Consider the following 19190-nt stretch of genomic DNA (forward strand, 5'->3'; position numbering starts at 1 on the left):
GAAATTAAAATTATGTGGTAAAATGTTTAAAAAACTTTCAAAGAAAGAGGAATGGTAATGGATAACATTTTTTATGCTGTATCACTTAATGGGGTGTCTGGTTCCGGCTATCCTAAACATAACGGATTTCTTGTCGTGAAAGGATCTAAATTTTCACAGGAAATAACACTTTCGATTAGCAACGGAATTGCGGAATTAAGAAAGAAGTTAATCGAAAGTAATATCTTAGTTAAGGAAGAGAACTATTTAGTACTGACGCAAGACTATTTGTTTACAAGTGCGTCTACTGCCTCCTCATTATTGTTTGGAAGAAGTTCAAATGGTTTGAAAGAGTGGAAACTTTCAAATGGAAAAACATTAAAAGAAGTATTAGGAAAAAATTAAAATAAAAAGCACTTACAAAAAGAGCTGTAAGTAAGTGTGGGCTGTAGGATAACAGGTAGTAAACATACCGTTTAATGGTTATCTGAAACTTGCGTTGAACAATATTAAGAGTTTTTTAAATATATGATTTTTGATTACAAAGTGTGTTTGTTATGTCTTTTTATGTCTAGTTACTTTACTAGGCTTTTATTATTTAACGATGGAAATGTAATTAATATGAAAAGTGAAAGGATTTTGTATAGATAGTTCAAATGTCATGTTAAAATAATATTGTGGGTATTATTTACAGTAATTATCTTTGCTAATATTAAATTTTTCCAAGTAAAAAGGAGCGAATTCATTTTGAGTAAATTAACACAACAGCAATTGGAATCTCATCTTTGGGAATCAGCGAATATCTTAAGAGGCTCCATTGACTCATCTGATTATAAAAACTACATATTTGGCTTATTATTTCTAAAGAGATTAAATGACGGATTTGTGGAAACAGCAAAACGTATTGAAGAAGAAGAAGGGGACGATTACGGCTGGTATGATCGTGATGAACATCAATTCTTCGTTCCAGAACGTGCTAGATGGGAAAATATTCAAGCTCAGACTCAAGACATAGGTGATACCATAAACAAAGCTTTTGAGGCTCTTGAAGAGGATAACTCTTCACTGCAAGGTGTATTAGCGACGATCGACTTCAACGATAAGGAAAAGTTACCGGACCGTTTACTAATGCAGCTAATTAATCATTTTTCTGCAATCGACTTAAGCAATGCCAACCTTTCTGAACCAGACATGCTTGGTCGTGCCTATGAGTACCTTATTAAACAATTTGCCGATGACGCTGGTAAAAAGGGGGGAGAGTTCTATACACCTAGTAAAGTTGTTGAATTGATAGTAAAGCTAATTAAACCAGAGGAAGGAATGCGTGTTTGCGATCCTACGGTTGGCTCTGGAGGTATGCTTATACAGTCAGTCGACTACATAAAATCAAAGGGTGGAAACCCGCGTAATTTAACGCTGCATGGTCAAGAACGTAACTTAAATACATGGGCAATTTGTAAAATGAACTTGTTGTTGCACGGATTGAGTGACCACCGTATAGAAAAAGGTGATACTATCCGTGAACCAAAGTTGCTAGAAGGAGGAGAACTAATCCTCTATGATCGTGTAATCGCCAATCCCCCATTTAGTTTAAGTAATTGGGGAAGAGATGAAGCTGAAAGTGACGAATATGGTCGCTTCCGTTTTGGTATTCCACCAAAAGATAAAGGTGACCTTGCATTTGTACAGCACATGGTGGCGACATTAAATCATGAGGGTAAAGCTGGAGTGGTAATGCCACACGGGGTTTTGTTCCGTGGTGGAACAGAAGGAAATATCCGTAAAGGGTTGCTAGAAGAAGACTTGCTTGAAGCGGTAATCGGGCTACCTTCAAACCTTTTTTATGGTACTGGAATCCCAGCGTGTATTTTACTGCTTAATAGGAACAAAGAAGAAAGCAAAAAAGGTAAAGTGTTCTTCATAAATGGAGCAGAAGATTATCAAGAAGGAAAGAATCAAAACACCCTTCGTGGCCAAGATATTGAAAAAATAGTTTCTTCTTTTTATAAATGGGATGATGTGGAGAAGTACTGCCGCTCAGTGAGCCTTGATGAGATAACAGAAAATGAATATAACCTTAATATTACTCGTTATATCGATACTGCTAAAGAAGAGGAACACATTGACGTAGCTCAAGCATTGGCTACTCTTCGAGAAATTGAGAATGAACGTGATGAGATTGAAGAGAAGATGTATAGTTATTTGAAGGAGCTTGGATATAATGGGTAACTATAAAAAAACAAACTGGAAAAAGGAAAAGCTAAGGGATATTTGTTCTGATATTACGATTGGACTTGTTAAAACAATGACAAAAAGTTACACGGAGGACCCGGACGGTGTACCTTTAATCAGAAATTCAGATATCAAAGAAAATAAAATTAGAAAAAATGGTTTAATAAGGTTAGAAAAGGATTTCGCTGAAGAAAATAAAGGGAAAAAGTTACAACTTGGCGATATTGTAACTGTTCATACAGGAGATATTGGGACTTCTGCTGTCATAGATGAAGAATTGCACGGTTCACACGGATTTGCGACTTTGAATACAAGAGTAAATAAAGAAATAATAGATGAATATTATTTATGCTATTATTTTAATTCCTCCTATTTTAAAAACCAGGCGTACTCTTTATCAACTGGAGATGGAAGAAATAACTTGAATTTAAAAGACTTTATTAAAACAGTTATCCTTTTCCCTGAAAATAAAAAGGAACAAAAAAAAATTGTGGAGTATTTAACCACAATAGACAGTGTAATAGAAAAAACAGAAGCAATCATAAACCAAACTGAAAAAGTGAAAAAAGGGTTAATGCAGCAACTGCTTACAAAAGGAATTGGACATTCGAAATTTAAGAAAACAGAGATTGGCGAAATTCCGGCGGTGTGGGAAGTAAAAGACTTAGATAGTATGTTTGAATTTTACGGTGGAATGCCTTTTTCACGAGCTTCTCTTGGAGAACAAGGTCCATACTATCTTCACTATGGCGATATTCACAAAATTGATAAAAAGGTATTTGACACAACGGTAGATTCTTCTTGGCTTCCAAGGTTAGCTATTGAAGAAGGAAGGATCAGAGAGAATAGTTTATTAAAAACAGGTGATATAGTTTTTGCTGACGCTTCAGAAGACACTGATGGTATTGGAAAGAGTGTTGTTATTAAAAATGATGAGAATAAGGTATTCATTTCTGGACTGCACACCATTATTGCAAAAGATAAATTACCTATGCTGGATATAAATTATAAACAATATTGTTTTAATAACTATGCTGTTAGAAAACAATTTATCAAGATAGCAACAGGTGCAACAGTTTACGGGATATCAAAATCGAATATTAAACAAATATACATTCCTATCCCACCACTAGAAGAGCAAAAAAAGATAGGGGCTATTTTACAGTCATTAGATGATAAAATTCAACACGAATACAAGAAATTAATTCCTTTAAATGAAACTAAAAAAGGGATTATGCAAGTACTCTTGACCGGAGTAGTACGAGTTAAACTTAATTCCGAAGAGGTGATAACCTCATGAAAACTACAAGTGATTGGAACGAAAAGACTCTTGTTGAGAACCGCTTTATCAATCAATTAAAAGAAATGGGCTATGAACATATTCATGGTCCTTCTCTAGATATTGAACGAGAATCACAGGCTGAAGTTATATTAAAAGGGCGTTTGGTTAGAGCTATTCAACATTTAAACCCTTGGTTATCGGATAAAAACTTGAACAAAATAGTACGTTCAATTACTCATATCCAAGCGACCAGCTTAATGGAAGCAAATCAATCATTTCATGAAAACCTCATCAACATGATTTCCATACAACAAGACCTAGGTAAAGGGAAGAAGAATCAGACCGTAAAATTGATTGACTTTGAACGTCCGGAAAATAATGATTTTTTGGTTGTTGATCAATTTACGATTTCGAATGCAAGAGGAACCATTCGCCCTGACATTATCATTTTTGTAAACGGCATTCCATTGGCGGTTATCGAATGTAAAAGCCCGACATTATCACCAGATGAACAAATTGGGCAAGGTGTAAAACAGCTTTTACGTTACCAGGACCAATGTGAGCAATTGTTTCATTGCAATCAAATATTGATTGCAACAAGTAATGACCGTGCAAAAGCTGGAACTATCGGAGCTAGGGTGCAGCATTATGGTGAATGGAAAGACCCATATCCAAGAACAATGGCAGAAATAGGAGATAACCCCTCTGCACAGGATATTCTTGTCACCGGCATGTTCCCCAAGGAAAATTTACTCGACCTTATTCAAAACTTCATTGTTTATGAGCCGGTAGAGGGACGCACTATCAAAAAATTAGCAAGATACCAGCAGTATAGAGCGGTTAATAAAGCCATAAATCGAATTTTACATACGGAGGATTCTCGTAACCGTGGCGGCGTAGTTTGGCATACACAGGGAAGTGGAAAGTCGCTTACAATGGTATTTTTAGCCGTTAAACTCCGACGGATAAAAGAATTAAAGAATCCAACCATTGTGGTTGTTACTGACCGTAAAGATTTAGACGACCAGATTGCTAATACCTTCCGTCGGTGCGGTTTCCCAAATCCTCAACAAGCAGCCTCGGTAGCAAAATTAAAGGATTTATTGCAGCAAGGTCCTGGAACAACGGTAATGACCCTAGTACAGAAATTCCAGGAAGACGCTGAGAAAAATGAATACCCAGAATTAACAAGAGCTGAAAATATATTTGTCATGGTTGATGAATCTCACCGCACCCAATATAGTGGTTTAGCCATGAATATGAGAACAGCCATGCCTAATGCATGTTACCTCGGTTTCACAGGAACACCAATTGATAAAGAAGATAAGAGCACTATCCGAACATTTGGTACATACATAGATAAATACACAATAGAACAGGCAGTTGCAGATGGTGCCACAGTTCCTATTTTTTATGAGGCAAGAATGGTCGATTTGCATGTCCAAGGGGATTCTCTGGACGATTTATTTGACCGAAAATTTCGTGATTATGGCGAGGAAGATCGTGAGCGGATTAAAAAGAGATATGTAACAGAAGAGGCGATTATTTCTTCTCCAAAGCGAATTAGAAGAATTGTGCTAGATATGATTGATCATTATGAAAAACACATTAAACCCAATGGATTTAAGGCTCAAGTTGTTGCGGTTACTAGGGAGGCAGCCGTCACTTATAAAGAAATGTTTGATGAATTAAGTGATTATGAATCCAAGGTGATAATTTCTGGCGGTCATAATGACGAAGAACGAATGAGAAAACATCATATTTCCAAGGATGAAGAAAAGAAAATCATTGAACGATTTAAAAAGCCTATGAGTGATGATTCGCTAAGTTTTATTATCGTTTGTGACAAATTATTAACCGGCTTTGACGCACCAATTGAACAGGTAATGTACCTTGATAAGCCATTAAAAGAGCATAACTTATTACAGGCTATAGCTAGGACAAACCGTACTTATGATAAAAAGACCTATGGGCTTATTGTTGATTATTTTGGGGTTTCGAGGTTCTTAGAACAAGCATTGGGGATCTTTGCGGAACAGGATATTAAAGGGGCATTGCAAAGTGTAGATTCCGAGATACCACGCCTACAATCGAGGCACCGGAAAGCTATGAGGTTCTTTGATTATGTAAGAAAAGATGATCTTGAGGGTTGTATCCAAATCCTAGAACCAGAAGATGTACGAAATGAATTTGATACAGCTTTTAAGAAGTTTGCAGAAAGTATGGATATGATATTACCAAGTCCAAAGGCAAAACCATACTTAAACGATTTGAAATACCTAGGAAAAGTTCGGCAGTTAGCAAAATCCCGTTATAGGGAAGATAGTATGGACATTTCTGATTGCGGTCAAAAAGTAAAAGAGTTAATTGAAGAATATTTATATACGACCAATATCGAGGTACTGCATGAACCAATCGACATATTATCCAATAAATTTGAAAAACGGCTAGAGGAAACATCCACGCCAGAGGCAAAAGCTGCGGAGATGGAACACGCTATTCGTCATGAAATCAAAGTGAAAATTGATGAGAACCCTGTTCTTTATACTTCCCTGAAAGAATGCTTAGAGGAACTAATACAAAGGCGGAAAGACCGTCAAATGACCATAGAGGAGCTTTTAGAGGAATACAGGGAAATGGTCAACGCAATGCGGAATACCGCTCAGAAAAGCCAGGAACATGGTTTTACAAGAGAGCAATACCCATTCTACCAAATGCTAGAACAACAACTCCCCGGTGAAGAAGATAAGGAGTCATTAAAGGAACTAACCCATATTATTACCGAGGATGTACAGGAACAAGCGGTGATTGAATGGACCGAAAAAGAAGATGTAAAAAGGGAAATGCGGAAGAAGATAAAGCGGCAGCTACGAGCGAGTAAGTGTCCAAAAGAAAAAATTGAGGGATTGACACAGCAACTGATGGACTTAGCAGAAGTTCATTATCGAAAATAACCCTTGTTCAGAAAGGTGCCCTTTGATGTTAAAGATGAGTGTTCAAATGGAAATGACAGTTAGTCAACTCGATTGGTTATCAAGACCCTTTATAAAAAAGGAATACCCAGATTACGAAGTAAAATTTAAAATGCGGATACCAGAATCAAATTTTTATACTGAGCCTATTACCTACGATCCGGGACCAATAGGGTCATATAGATTTACCACCCCAGAAGAAGAATACAGACTTATTCAATTAGAGAAATGTGGAATAGAAGGGCAAATTGAAGGTCAAGAATTTAGAAAATATGTGCTCGAGCTTAAGAAAGAAATTGAAAAGGAAATAGGGGAAATAGGGATAGATAAAAATCGCTTTTTTATTGAGGTAACTTTTGAGGCTGAAGAACTACCAGACTTTCGAGTATATTAAATTGAGAAGACCCTAGGATTACACCCCAAGGGTCTTTATTCAGTATCTAGTTTAATGAAAGTAATGGTCCATTAATTCGCAACCATTCTTTTCTTTGTTCATAATCCGGAAGAATTGACCGTACAAAACGCCAATAATCGGTTGAATGGTCCGGGTATCTAAGATGTGCTAATTCATGAACAAGCACATAATCAATCACTGACATAGGAGCCATTATTATTCGCCAGTTTAAATAAATAGCCCCTTCTTTAGTGCATGTACCCCAGCGTTTTTGCTGCTCTTTAAAGGCAATTTTTGTAGGTTCTAGTTCCATTTTAGGGCAATAGACTTTTAGCCTTTCCTCTATTTTTCTACTGCCTTGTGTAATGTACCATTCTTTAAAAAGGCTGCTTAGCCTAATTACTTTATCGTCAGCGTTCATATTATTTGGAATTTCTGCAATAAAACGACCTTGTTTAAAGTTCAGAGTAGGGTTATTCAAGGTTTCACTTTTATGTACCTTTAACCGATAATGTCGTCCTAAATAGGCGAATTTTTCTCCGCTTACATACTCCTTTGGCGGCGGTGCTGCAGCAACCTCATTAAGTTCATTTTTCTTCTTTAATATCCAGGGAGCTTTCTTATGAAGTATGCCCTCCAGCTTATCAGAATGAATTCCATGAGGTACAACTAGCTTAACACCTTCATTAAGACAAATAGAAAGCGAAACGTCTTTTTTTCCTTTTATGTATTCAACTGAATAGTCGATAGTGGTTTGCCCGTATCGAAAACTCTGCATGCTGTAAAACCCCCTGTCCTTCAGTTCATATTTTATAGACAATATCCGCCGGGGTCAAACCAGCGAGAAGGGGTATATTATAATAATTGCAAATGGAACTTTTAAATACTATTTGATTCTACCTTAAAAAATTCTTCTAATTCTTCACTTGTTGCTGCAAACTCAATTTCGACAATATGAAATTGGTTACCTTTACGTGTTACATAATACCACTTGAAAAGATCAAATAATGCTAGGTCTTTTATTTCTTTTTCTTCACTCCATAATGTGGTTCCGCTCTCAGCCTCGAGTAAGAAATCTATTAGGAGATTACCCTTTATTATTTTTCCTTTTTGCTTTTAATTCCCGTCCTTTCTTTTACATAAAATTATTTACTATCAGTAATGTTTCGACAAATATTCCGTTTTCACCTTTTATGATTTATGAACATAATGCTTGGTGAAAATAAATCATATTATTGTTTTTGAAAGAGGGATTATATGAACGAATTACTTGAGGCTAAATTAACAATTTTCTAGAGTTAAAACGCAGCTGCTTGATCTTGCTGTGAGCTCATTTCAGATGATACCTCGGATAAAGAATATGCAATTAAAAGGATTCTTTCTGTTGTGGAGTATATGGATGAGCATGATGTGGCGGTCAAAGAGATAACCGCCGAACTTCCAAAATCCAGGTTAATTTAAACTGCACGGTCGTTCCCATACTAAGCTTTCTGAAAAACATAAGGAAAAAAATAGCGTTTTTGGGGATTGTGATTTTTTCTAATAATATTGTGATGGGCAACCGAGAAATTTATAGTTGTACGTGGTACTGTTACTAGTACTAATGCTGTTACTGTTACTAGTATTAATGTTATTACTGTTACTAGTTTAAACGAAAAATGATATTTATTGTTTTAAATTGCTGATGAAAATTGTTGTATTATATAAATTTGTAGTTGTATTTGTTGATGAAAAGTACTTGCAAAAAAAACTCTTGCCAACCCCTGTTTCGGGGTTGTACTATTTTTTTAAGGGTTAATTAATAGGAAAGCATTACCAATATTTAAGGCGTAGTTTGTCTTTTAATTGGTAAGCTTTCCTATTTTTTTTTGCGAGGTGATTTAAAATGAAAAATCCATTACTAGCAATCAGAGAAGAGAAGGGACTTACGGTTTCGGAGTTTGGTATTTTAGCAGGAGTTAGTCCAATGACCATTCAACGAATAGAGCAAGGGAACGTACAGAATATAACATCGGATGTACTCGATATCCTTGTAGGCTGGGGATATAGCAGAGGACAGTTTACAAAAGATTATGTGAAGTGGAAAATGTTCAAAATCAAACAACTCCAAGAAAAAATAAGGTAACAGAATGATTGTGAAGAAAAGAATACCCACCTAGCTGGGGGGCGTGGTGGGTAGTAAGATGAAACTGCATTTTGAAAGCAGGTGACTTTCATATGAATAATAATAACATAAACTTCTCGTTTTTAGCCGAAGAGGTAAAAAAACGCTTAGATATATTAGAAGTGGCTAATCAAGAGGGGCTACACCTTAAGAAAACAGGAAGGAATTACTTTGCAAACTGCCCATTTCATTCTGAGAATACCCCTTCCTTTTCTATAAGTCCTACAAAGCAAATTTTTAAGTGTTTTTCATGTGGAAAGGGTGGCAACGTAATTACTTTATTAGCTGCCCTAAGAGGTGTTAAAAACGGGGAAATAATCTATCAATATGCTAAAGCTTTCGGGCTTATCAATAATTCCAAATCGACTGTCAAACAACAACAAGAAATACAACTACGTGCTGTTAAGTACGAGTTCAAAAGGAGAGAGGAGAAAAACTCCAATGAAGTTTACCGATTCTTATGTGACCAGGTCCATGCTTTCAGAAGGGCTATGAAACAAGCAGAAAACGAAGAACAAGTGAGTGCACTTCAAAAATTTTATCAGATATATGACAAACTACCTTACTATATAGGCTTATTGGAAGATTTAGATGGTAAAAACGGAGATAATGCTCAAGTAAAAGCGTATTTCGAGGGAGAGGAGCTAATGCAGGAATGGAATGGTCGGATAAACAGTTAGTCATGATTAATAATCTTAGAGAAATGCAACCCCAGGAAAAGCAAGAAGTCCGAATATCGGGGGATTGGCAAGAAGAATTGCAAAAATCTGATAAGGGGAAAGTTTTAAGCAATGCTAACAATGTATTAGTAATTCTCCAAAATGATGAAAAAGTGAAGGGGAAATTTGCTTTTAATCTATTAACCAATAAGACAGAAATCGTTGGTAAGGTACCTTGGATTCGGTTGACTGAAGACAAGGGAATGACAGATTACGATGATTCTTGTTTAAGAAACTATTTATCTATTCATTACGGCGTAAAAGGTAGGGAGATTGTGTATGACGCCTTGAATCAAGTTGTTGCTAATAAAAAATACCACCCTATAAGGGATTATCTATTAAACCTTGAATGGGACGGAAAACCTCGTTTGACTCATTTGCTAATTGACTTTTTTGGTGCTGAAAATACTGAATTAATTAGAATGCAGACCCTGTTAACATTTGTGGCAGCAGTTAAAAGAGTACTTCAGCCGGGGTGTAAATGGGATTATGTACTTACATTAAAGGGTGACCAAGGATTAGGTAAGTCTTCATTTTTCCAGAAGTTAGCCGTAATGAATGATTGGTTTAATGATTCCTTAGATGATATGCGGGGAAAAGACGCTAAAGAACAACTTGTTGGGAATTGGATTATTGAACTAGGTGAAATGGCGGCGGTAAGTAAAGGTGACCAAAAAAGGATTAAACAGTTCATCACATCAACATATGATCAATATAGACCTGCTTACGGTAGAAGAACGATTACTGTACCAAGGCAATGTATTTTTGTGGCAACGACTAACGATGAATTACCTCTAAAAGATGATACAGGTGGCAGACGTTGGTGGATAGTTGATGTTGAAGAAAAATGGTTTGAAAAAAAATTTCCGTTAGAAGTTGACCAAATATGGGCTGAGGCTGTCTATTGGTACCAAGAAATGGAAGATAATAACCAGCCATTAAAATTGCCGGATCATCTGGAAAAAGAGGCAAGAAAAATACAGACTCAAAATACAGACAAGGGACATTATGCGGGTATTATCGAAGAAGTTCTTCAAAGGGGATATTACGAGGAATATGACCGTATGGCTGGCGTGTATAAAAAGGTACCTATAAATGAAACTTGTGCCTTACATGTGTGGGAAAAAGTTTTAGGACGATATAGAGACCAATTAAACTCTGCACATGCTAGAGATATCAATGCTGTATTTAAAACACTCGATGGCTGGGAACTGCGAGGAAGAATTAAGTTTGGCGAATACGGCAAACAAAATGTTTATAAGCGAAAGGACAGTTAGGACAAATAAAGGACAGATAAGTTTGGTATCTGTCCTTCTGTTCCCGCCTTACAGCCACAAGGGATAGAGTAGTTAAAGGACAGATAGGACAAATGTTTTCTATTAAACTATAAATTTATTAATAAAACATTTACTAGACTAAGTAGGTTTTATCTGTCCATCTGTCCTCATGATGGCTCACGCCTAGAGCCACAAGGCATAGAGCCAGGACATATACTCGGACAAATATCTGTCCTTTAATAATTAGTAGGATAGGGTGATTACTATTAATGCCTTTTACTATAAATATACGGATGAAGAAATAAAGGAACTTTTACGTAGCTTGTCTATTCTTGTTGATACCAGAGAAAAACAGAATCAGCATATCCTCCAATACTTTAATGATAAAGCTATTCCTTATGAATCTGTAAAATTGGATACCGGTGATTATAGCGTCATGCTACCAGCGAATCCGGGGCTAGGTATAATTCGTAACCTTTATTTCCCGGTAGCCGTTGAACGGAAAAACTCCTTGAATGAATTGGTCCAGTCCATAAAGGATAGAACTAGGTTTGAAAACGAGCTCGTACGCAGCCAGAAATTTAGATTCCTACTTATGATCGAGGACCCTAGCGGCTATGAAAATATCTTACGAGGAAATTACCAAAGCAAGTACGACCCTAAAGCTCTTATGGGTTCGTTAAAATCTTTTGAAACAAGGTATGGTTTTACTACAGTATTTATTCCTAAAGAAGTAGCCGGTCACTATCTGTATTACGAGTTTTACTATTTTGTAAGAAATTACTTGAAAGGTGCTCTCTAGTAGTTTAAGTCGGAAAGGTGGGCTAAACGATGGATAATTGCTTAACGAGAAAACAACAAGCCTTCGTTCTAGAGTATATTAAAGACCGCAATGGCACACAAGCAGCAAAAAGAGCCGGATACAGTGAACGAAGGGCGTCTGAAATATCTTGGCAGCAACTACAGAAAACTACAGTTTTGAAGGCTATACAAGAACTCCAGGACGAGATCGAGCAACAATTAAGAATGCGATTTGTTGAAGACGCTATAAAGGCAAGGGAAGTTCTGAGGGGAATACTGGATAATCCGGACAGTACAGACCGGGACAAAATTACAGCTGCTCGTGATTTACTGGATAGAGCTGGATTTAAACCGGTTGAGAAAAAGGAATTAAGTGGTTCCGGTTCGGGGAATCCAATTGAAATAAAGTTCGTTGACCCTTCTTAAGGTTATGGATTATTAATAAGATAAAGCCACCATTCTTCTGAATGGTGGCCTACAATTATAACCTTTTACCTTTACGGTTAAATAACCTTCTTACAGGAGAAAATTTATTGTGCTGTTGCCTTAGATGTTCAGAATCCATTTGGATGTACTTTCTGGTTGTCTGAATATCTGCATGATCCAATATTTTTTGAAGTGTGAAAACATCTCCACCATTTAAAATGTAATTTCGAGCAAAAGTATGACGGAGCATGTGAGGGTGCAATTTTGGTATATCTAATTTCTTTTTTAGACGATTTAATCGTTTTCTAAATGCGTCAGCAGTAAAATCATCACCGTAGGCGTTCATAAAGATTCGGGAGCCTTCACCAAAATATTGTTCGGTTTCATCTACCAGCTGTCTTAATCTTTTTGATATCTCTCGGCTAATGGGTATTTCTCTATGTTTTCGGTTTTTAGCGATTTCAGAGGGGACAATTAGAGTATTTTGTTGGAAACCAACATTGTCCACGGTCAGCGACATTGCCTCATTAATTCGTAAACCGGTGTCTAATAGTAGCAGTACTAACGTTTTATCCCTCCATTGAGCAAATTGTTTATCATCATATGAACCTAGAATCATATCAATTTCAGCGTCCGCTAGCCCTTGAACTTCTTCATGTTCATCATCTTTAACCAATGGGATATTACCGGTTGGATTTTTGTTTATAATCCCTTCATCTACCAAGAATCGGAAAATCGCTTTCAAATTTCTTAACCGAATATTAATCGTGAATACAGATAAGCCTTTTTTAGTTTTCTCTCGTTGTTCGTCACCTTGATAAGGTAATCGGTCGTTTTTTAAATAATTAATATAATTCCGTATTAGTGTACTTGTGATTTCATCAATATATCCAATATCGTGACTTAACCAATCCCGGAAATATCTAACCGTATCATGATAACCTTTGATAGTACTTTTCCGTAGCCCCTCTGCCTCCTTCGCATGAATGAAGATTTCGACAGCATTTTCAATAGAATATCGGACTTCTGGTGTCTGTCGGTCACGACGGAACTGTCGGTCATTAGTCGATTTTGTTTGTCCCCGTTGTGCAATAAATGTACGTCCCATAAGTTAATTTGCCCCCTATTTGAATGGCTGCATGTCCTAAAGTCACAAAATTTCAGGTCCTACAGTGTGCCAAAAAAACAGCAAAAAACGCTGATTATACGCTACATATTAACCGATATAAAATAACGGTTAAATAGCGTAAGAACAGCGTTTCAAGGCATTTGTACGTCCCGAAGAGGATTCGAACCTCCGACCTACAGTTTAGGAAACTGTTGCTCTATCCTGCTGAGCTATCGGGACACTTTTATTGGGAACGTTACTTATTATAAATAGTTAGAGGTAAAAGGTCAATAAGCAAATACCCAAAACTAACCAAGTCTTTTTTTTCGGAATATTAACCAAACGATAAGACTAAGGGATATTAATAAAAACTCCATTGATAAGATGTACCAAGGATACGGCCCTAAAAGATCCAATAGGCTTGGACTCTTCGGTTTATAACTTAAAAACATATAATTTCCGTCGACTGCTTTATTTATGACCATAATGATTGGCATTAAAACATTCAAAAAGACGAACAATTTTACAACCGACCAAATGGTTGGTCGATAGCCTACCACCCAAGTGAAATAAAAGACCACCCAAATGTCCATTAAATGGGTATAAAAAAAATGAAAAAAGCGAAAATGAGGAAAGTCAAAATTTAATAATGGTGTAAAGATAGCTTGAGAAGCTCCCAATAAAGCTGTAAATAACAATATTTCATATATGATTTTTTTCCTCGTTAATAATAACAACACCGATAATACCAGGCTGATACTGCATAATTCTAATGGAATGGCATGACTGACGTCCCACATGTCATTGACACTCATCCAAATATGGTACGTTACTTCTATTAGTAGTAGAGATAACCCTGCCGTTACCTCTGCTTTTCTCCACTTAATATCCTTTAGAGTTTCTCTATTGATATAAATTAAGACAGCGCCTAAAAATAGAAGGGTTATAATCACAAAATGGCTGATAGAAAACATTTCAAAATTAAATTCCTTATAACTGCCTCCAAACCATCCCATGAGGACCACCCTTTTCGATTTTGTACTATAAATTATATGCAAGGAAGTAGAATCCACGAACATTATCATTAAAAGAAATTTCTACCTAATATAAGTTTACCTGATATATGATATAATAGTTTGTCGAAGATACTCGAAATGATTAAACAAGTGGAGGTCATTATGGCTGGTTATACGCCGATGATACAACAATACTTAACCGTGAAGGCAGATTATCAGGATGCCTTTTTATTTTTTCGCTTAGGCGATTTCTATGAAATGTTCTTTGATGATGCCATCAAAGCATCACAAGAATTAGAGATAACGTTAACGAGCAGAGAGGGCGGCACAGAAGAACGGATCCCAATGTGCGGAGTACCCTATCATTCTGCACCGAACTATATTGAACAGCTTATTTCAAAAGGCTATAAAGTGGCGATATGTGAGCAGATGGAAGATGCCAAGCAAACCAAAGGCATGGTAAGACGGGAAGTTGTCCAGCTTATCACACCGGGAACGGTAATGGATGGCAAGTCATTAACCGATAAAGAAAATAACTACATCGCTTCAATTTCATATTTTGATGATCAAACCTATGGTTTTGCCTATACCGATCTTTCAACAGGTGAAAGCAAAGTTACCCAGTTGTCAGGTAATTTTGATGAAGTTTTAAATGAACTTGCAGTTTTAAGTACAAAAGAAGTGGTTGTGGCAAGTAGTTTTGACGCTGAACTACAACGGAAAATGCGGGAACGTGATGTCTTAGCCATTTCGTTTGAAGATAATAGTTCAATAGAGATGAATTTTTCCAATCTCTTGGACAATCTCAATCAAGATAAGCTAAAACAAAGTGCAGCGAGGCTGTTTCACTATCTATACCGCTCCCAAAAGCGAAGTCTTGACCACCTACAGCCCGTGACTACTTATCAAATCCATCAATATATGAAAATTGATTACTATTCAAAACGAAATCTTGAATTGACAGAAACTATTCGCTCTAAAGGGAAGAAAGGCTCCTTACTGTGGCTGTTGGATGAAACGATGACCGCTATGGGCGGCAGGATGCTGAAAACGTGGATAGATCGTCCATTACTGTCTCAAGATGAAATTGAGCACCGTCAAACCATTGTAGAAGTATTGATGAACAAGTATTTTGAACGTCAGGAGCTGCGTGAAAAGTTAACCGAAGTTTATGATTTAGAGCGGTTGGCGGGCCGTGTGGCATTTGGAAATGTGAATGCCCGCGATCTTGTTCAATTAAAGCGCTCATTAATGCAGATTCCGTATTTAAAACAAATTCTTCATGGAATGGAGCATGAAGTTGTAAAACAGATTGCCGATTCACTTGATCCTTGTGAAGAAGTAACAGATTTATTAGAGCTGGCCATAGTTGATAATCCTCCTCTTTCACTGAAAGAAGGGAATATCATCCGCGACGGATACAATGATCAGTTGGATCAATATCGTTATGCCAGCCGAAATGGGAAAACCTGGATTGCTCAGCTTGAACGTGAAGAGCGGGAAAAGACGGGGATTAAATCTCTAAAGGTAGGTTTTAACAGAGTATTTGGTTACTATATTGAGGTTACCCGTGCAAACCTTCATCTGTTAACCGAAGGACAGTATGAACGCAAACAAACCTTAACCAATGCAGAACGCTTTATCACCCCGGATTTGAAAGAAAAAGAAGCATTAATTTTAGAAGCAGAAGAAAAATGCGGAGAGCTTGAATATGAACTGTTTACGGAAATTCGTGAGATTGTCAAAGAACATATTCCACGCCTTCAGGCTGCTGCAAAAGCAGTAAGTGAACTTGATGTGCTCCAATGCTTTGCAGAAGTGAGTGAAAACCGCCGCTATGTAAAACCGCAGTTTTCCACAGAAGGTAAAGTGGTTATAAAAGAAGGCAGACATCCTGTGGTTGAAAAAGTGTTGAATGCACAAGAGTATGTCGCGAACGATTGCTTTATGGACGGCGACCGTGAAGTTCTTCTTATCACGGGTCCAAACATGAGCGGTAAAAGTACGTACATGCGTCAAGTTGCTTTAACTGCCATCTTAGCGCAGATTGGCTGTTATGTACCGGCAGATGAAGCGGTTCTGCCTATTTTTGACCAAGTGTTTACAAGAATTGGGGCAGCGGATGATTTGATCTCTGGCCAAAGTACGTTTATGGTCGAAATGCTTGAAGCTAGAAATGCCTTGACTAATGCCACGCAAAACAGCTTAATTTTATTTGATGAAATTGGCCGCGGTACTTCTACCTATGATGGAATGGCATTGGCTCAAGCGATTATTGAATACATCCATAAATATATTGGTGCGAAAACACTGTTTTCAACTCATTACCATGAATTAACCGCTTTAGACCATCAGTTAGAGAAATTAAAGAACATCCACGTTAGTGCGATTGAACACAATGGAAAACTTGTTTTCCTTCATAAAATAAAAGAAGGACCGACGGATAAGAGTTACGGAATACACGTTGCTCAATTAGCAGAGCTTCCGAAGGAATTAATCAATCGTGCCAATGAAATTTTATCAGCACTTGAAAAACCAGATGTACAATCTGTACAACCTGTACCTGTAAAAAGTGCAGTAAAGCAAATCGAAGAGCATCCGGCACAGCTGTCATTTTTTGATGAACCGAAAGAGCCAAAGAAACAAGAGCTTTCTTCTAAAGAAAAGAAAGTGATTGATAAAATGAAAGAAATAGATTTATTAGATATCACTCCGCTTCAAGCGATTAATCTCTTGTACGAGCTTCAAAAGAAGTTAAAAAGCTAGGAGGTGACACGTATGGGTAAGATTATCCAGCTAGATGACGCGCTATCCAATAAAATTGCAGCAGGTGAAGTAGTTGAGCGTCCGGCTTCGGTTGTAAAAGAATTAGTAGAGAACGCCATTGACGCTGGCAGTACGGTCATTGAAATCGAAGTAGAAGAAGCAGGACTTGCAAAAATTCGAATTACCGATAATGGGAATGGAATTGATGAAGAAGACGTCTTACTTGCCTTCCAACGTCATGCGACAAGTAAGATTAAGAACGAAAATGACTTGTTCCGTATTCGCACCCTTGGGTTTCGTGGGGAAGCTCTGCCGAGTATCGCTTCTGTTTCACGACTGGAGATGAAAACCTCGACCGGTGATGGTGCAGGAAATCGTGTAGTGATTGAAGGCGGCAAGGTTGAAGTCTATGAGAAAGCTTCAAGCAGACGCGGAACGGATATAACCATCACTGATTTGTTTTTTAATACACCAGCACGCTTGAAGTATATGAAGACTATTCATACGGAGCTAGGGAATATTACGGATGTCGTGAACCGACTTGCGCTTTCCCATCCAGAAGTTTCCTTCCGGTTAATTCATAATGAACGTAAGCTGCTGCAAACGAACGGTAATGGTGATGTCCGCCAAGTGCTTGCTTCCATATATGGAATGGCGATCGCGAAACAGCTTGTACCAATATCTGGGGAATCGTTGGATTACAAAATTAGCGGCTTTGCCTCGATGCCTGAGGTAACGAGAGCCTCGAGAAATTATATTTCTACAATGATCAATGGGCGTTTTATTAAAAATTATGCCTTAGCCAAAGCGATTCAGGAAGGGTACCATACATTACTTCCTATCGGAAGGTTCCCGATTGTTCTTCTCAATGTCGAAATGGACCCGCTATTAGTGGATGTCAATGTCCATCCATCTAAAATGGAGGTACGAATCAGTAAAGAAACAGAACTAAATGAATTGGTTACAGGTATCATCAAAAATGCCTTTAAATCGAAGATCTTGATTCCATCAGCTTATACGCAAGAGAAAAAAGAGATACCAAAGTCAGAACAGACTACGTTAATTCTTGATGAACGAACGAATGATACGCCTGCGCCGCGTAGTAAAGAAATAAAATGGGAAAAGCCAGCCTTTTTAAGTCCTACCATTCAAGAAAAGGCAGAACCTTTAAAGGTGAATATTGAACCTTTGCTGCAGCCAAGAGTAGAAGTGGAAAACCATCCACAAAATTGGGAATATGAAGAACCTGAAATAAATCAGGAATCTGAGACAGAGCAGCATACAGCAGTTACTCACGAGGATGATATAATAGAAAGCAGAATACCTCGGTTATATCCAATTGGACAAATGCACGGAACGTATATATTCGCACAAAATGAAAATGGTTTATATATCATCGATCAGCATGCTGCCCAGGAACGGCTAAAGTACGAGTATTTTCGTGAAAAGGTCGGGCAGGTCCATGCTGAGCTCCAGGAATTACTTGTTCCCATCACACTGGATTATTCAACGGATGAATATCTAAAAATTAATGAAAATCGTATGGAATTAGAGAATGTCGGGGTTTTCCTAGAGGAATTTGGATTGAACAGCTACATCGTTCGCTCCCATCCGCAATGGTTTCCAAAAGGAGAAGAAAAGCAAATCATCGAAGATATGATTGAGCAGCTTCTATCGATGAAGAAGGTCGATATCAAAAAGCTTCGCGAGGAAGCTGCAATTATGATGAGCTGTAAGGCTTCCATAAAAGCCAATCGTCATCTGCGTAATGATGAAATTCAAGCGTTACTCGATGACTTGCGAAAAGCTTCGGATCCGTTCACCTGCCCGCATGGAAGACCCATTATTGTTCATTATTCGTCTTATGAAATGGAGAAAATGTTTAAACGGGTAATGTAAGCATGTATCGAGTGTTTTCTTTTTATAAGAAAGCACTCTTTTTTTTAGGCTTTGTTAAAGATGGATATTAATTTTTAAACAGAAGATCCTTATGAGGGACAAATCTCGCTCGGAACTTTTAAGATTAGCCTTTCATCACGCTGATGAAGGACAAA

14 protein-coding genes, 1 tRNA gene and 1 pseudogene are annotated in these 19190 nt (G+C 37.4%); 12 read left to right on the forward strand and 4 right to left on the reverse strand.

Annotated features, from left to right (window positions below; genetic code table 11):
- The first annotated feature begins 57 nt into the window (after nucleotides 1–57).
- The 5 genes from BANA01_RS22885 (at nucleotide 58) to BANA01_RS22905 (ending at nucleotide 6859) form a co-directional block, all read left to right on the forward strand.
- Complete coding sequence (locus BANA01_RS22885) at nucleotides 58–384, forward strand: DUF4357 domain-containing protein (RefSeq protein ID WP_052106273.1); 327 nt, start codon at nucleotides 58–60, stop codon at nucleotides 382–384.
- A 342-nt stretch (nucleotides 385–726) separates the two neighbouring features.
- The gene (locus tag BANA01_RS22890; protein ID WP_034672892.1) at nucleotides 727–2208 is read left to right on the forward strand and encodes a type I restriction-modification system subunit M; all 1482 of its coding nucleotides are present in this window, start codon (nucleotides 727–729) and stop codon (nucleotides 2206–2208) included.
- Complete coding sequence (locus tag BANA01_RS22895) at nucleotides 2201–3511, forward strand: restriction endonuclease subunit S (RefSeq protein WP_063254859.1); 1311 nt, start codon at nucleotides 2201–2203, stop codon at nucleotides 3509–3511. Before BANA01_RS22890 ends, BANA01_RS22895 begins: the two co-directional genes overlap by 8 nt.
- A complete protein-coding gene (locus BANA01_RS22900; RefSeq protein WP_034672881.1) occupies nucleotides 3508–6447 on the forward strand; it encodes a type I restriction endonuclease subunit R in 2940 nt (979 codons plus the stop codon). The genes BANA01_RS22895 and BANA01_RS22900 overlap by 4 nt, the downstream gene beginning before the upstream one ends.
- Nucleotides 6448–6472: 25 nt before the next feature.
- Nucleotides 6473–6859 carry a hypothetical protein gene (locus tag BANA01_RS22905; protein WP_034672885.1) on the forward strand — a complete coding sequence of 129 codons (387 nt, stop codon included), beginning with the start codon at nucleotides 6473–6475 and terminating at the stop codon, nucleotides 6857–6859.
- Between the two features lie 46 nt (nucleotides 6860–6905).
- On the opposite strand, the gene BANA01_RS22910 is transcribed toward BANA01_RS22905, so the two are convergent.
- Nucleotides 6906–7637, reverse strand: a complete 732-nt coding sequence (locus BANA01_RS22910) for a M48 family metallopeptidase (RefSeq protein ID WP_034672887.1) — start codon at nucleotides 7635–7637, stop codon at nucleotides 6906–6908.
- Nucleotides 7638–8744: 1107 nt separating this feature from the next.
- On the opposite strand from BANA01_RS22910, the gene BANA01_RS22915 reads away from it, so the two are divergent.
- The 5 genes and pseudogenes from BANA01_RS22915 (at nucleotide 8745) to BANA01_RS22935 (ending at nucleotide 12246) form a co-directional block, all read left to right on the forward strand.
- The gene (locus tag BANA01_RS22915) at nucleotides 8745–8984 is read left to right on the forward strand and encodes a helix-turn-helix domain-containing protein (RefSeq protein ID WP_034672870.1); all 240 of its coding nucleotides are present in this window, start codon (nucleotides 8745–8747) and stop codon (nucleotides 8982–8984) included.
- A gap of 92 nt (nucleotides 8985–9076) precedes the next feature.
- A pseudogene (locus BANA01_RS30860) lies at nucleotides 9077–9322 on the forward strand (CHC2 zinc finger domain-containing protein); the annotation flags it as partial.
- 356 nt (nucleotides 9323–9678) lie between these two features.
- On the forward strand, nucleotides 9679–11019 hold the full coding sequence (locus BANA01_RS22925; protein WP_052106272.1) for a virulence-associated E family protein: 1341 nt from the start codon (nucleotides 9679–9681) through the stop codon (nucleotides 11017–11019).
- Between the two features lie 265 nt (nucleotides 11020–11284).
- Nucleotides 11285–11821: an ERCC4 domain-containing protein gene (locus BANA01_RS22930; protein ID WP_034672904.1), complete on the forward strand. Its 537-nt coding sequence runs from the start codon at nucleotides 11285–11287 to the stop codon at nucleotides 11819–11821.
- Between the two features lie 29 nt (nucleotides 11822–11850).
- Nucleotides 11851–12246: a terminase small subunit gene (locus BANA01_RS22935; RefSeq protein ID WP_034672875.1), complete on the forward strand. Its 396-nt coding sequence runs from the start codon at nucleotides 11851–11853 to the stop codon at nucleotides 12244–12246.
- A gap of 55 nt (nucleotides 12247–12301) precedes the next feature.
- On the opposite strand, the gene BANA01_RS22940 is transcribed toward BANA01_RS22935, so the two are convergent.
- The 3 genes from BANA01_RS22940 to BANA01_RS22950 all read right to left on the reverse strand — a co-directional run bounded on the left by BANA01_RS22940 (nucleotide 12302) and on the right by BANA01_RS22950 (nucleotide 14370).
- Nucleotides 12302–13354 carry a tyrosine-type recombinase/integrase gene (locus BANA01_RS22940; RefSeq protein WP_034672877.1) on the reverse strand — a complete coding sequence of 351 codons (1053 nt, stop codon included), beginning with the start codon at nucleotides 13352–13354 and terminating at the stop codon, nucleotides 12302–12304.
- Between the two features lie 166 nt (nucleotides 13355–13520).
- Nucleotides 13521–13594: transfer RNA gene (locus BANA01_RS22945), tRNA-Arg, on the reverse strand.
- A gap of 68 nt (nucleotides 13595–13662) precedes the next feature.
- Nucleotides 13663–14370 (reverse strand): YwaF family protein, encoded by a 708-nt coding sequence (locus BANA01_RS22950; protein ID WP_063254860.1) that lies wholly within the window; start codon nucleotides 14368–14370, stop codon nucleotides 13663–13665.
- A gap of 162 nt (nucleotides 14371–14532) precedes the next feature.
- Here BANA01_RS22950 and mutS point away from each other — a divergent pair, with 162 nt between their 5' ends.
- Nucleotides 14533–17136: a DNA mismatch repair protein MutS gene (gene mutS, locus BANA01_RS22955; RefSeq protein WP_174524440.1), complete on the forward strand. Its 2604-nt coding sequence runs from the start codon at nucleotides 14533–14535 to the stop codon at nucleotides 17134–17136.
- Between the two features lie 12 nt (nucleotides 17137–17148).
- A complete protein-coding gene (gene mutL, locus BANA01_RS22960; protein WP_034672866.1) occupies nucleotides 17149–19035 on the forward strand; it encodes a DNA mismatch repair endonuclease MutL in 1887 nt (628 codons plus the stop codon).
- Nucleotides 19036–19190 lie beyond the last annotated feature (155 nt).

Source organism: Neobacillus niacini NBRC 15566 (assembly GCF_001591505.1).
GTDB lineage: Bacteria > Bacillota > Bacilli > Bacillales > Cytobacillaceae > Neobacillus > Neobacillus niacini.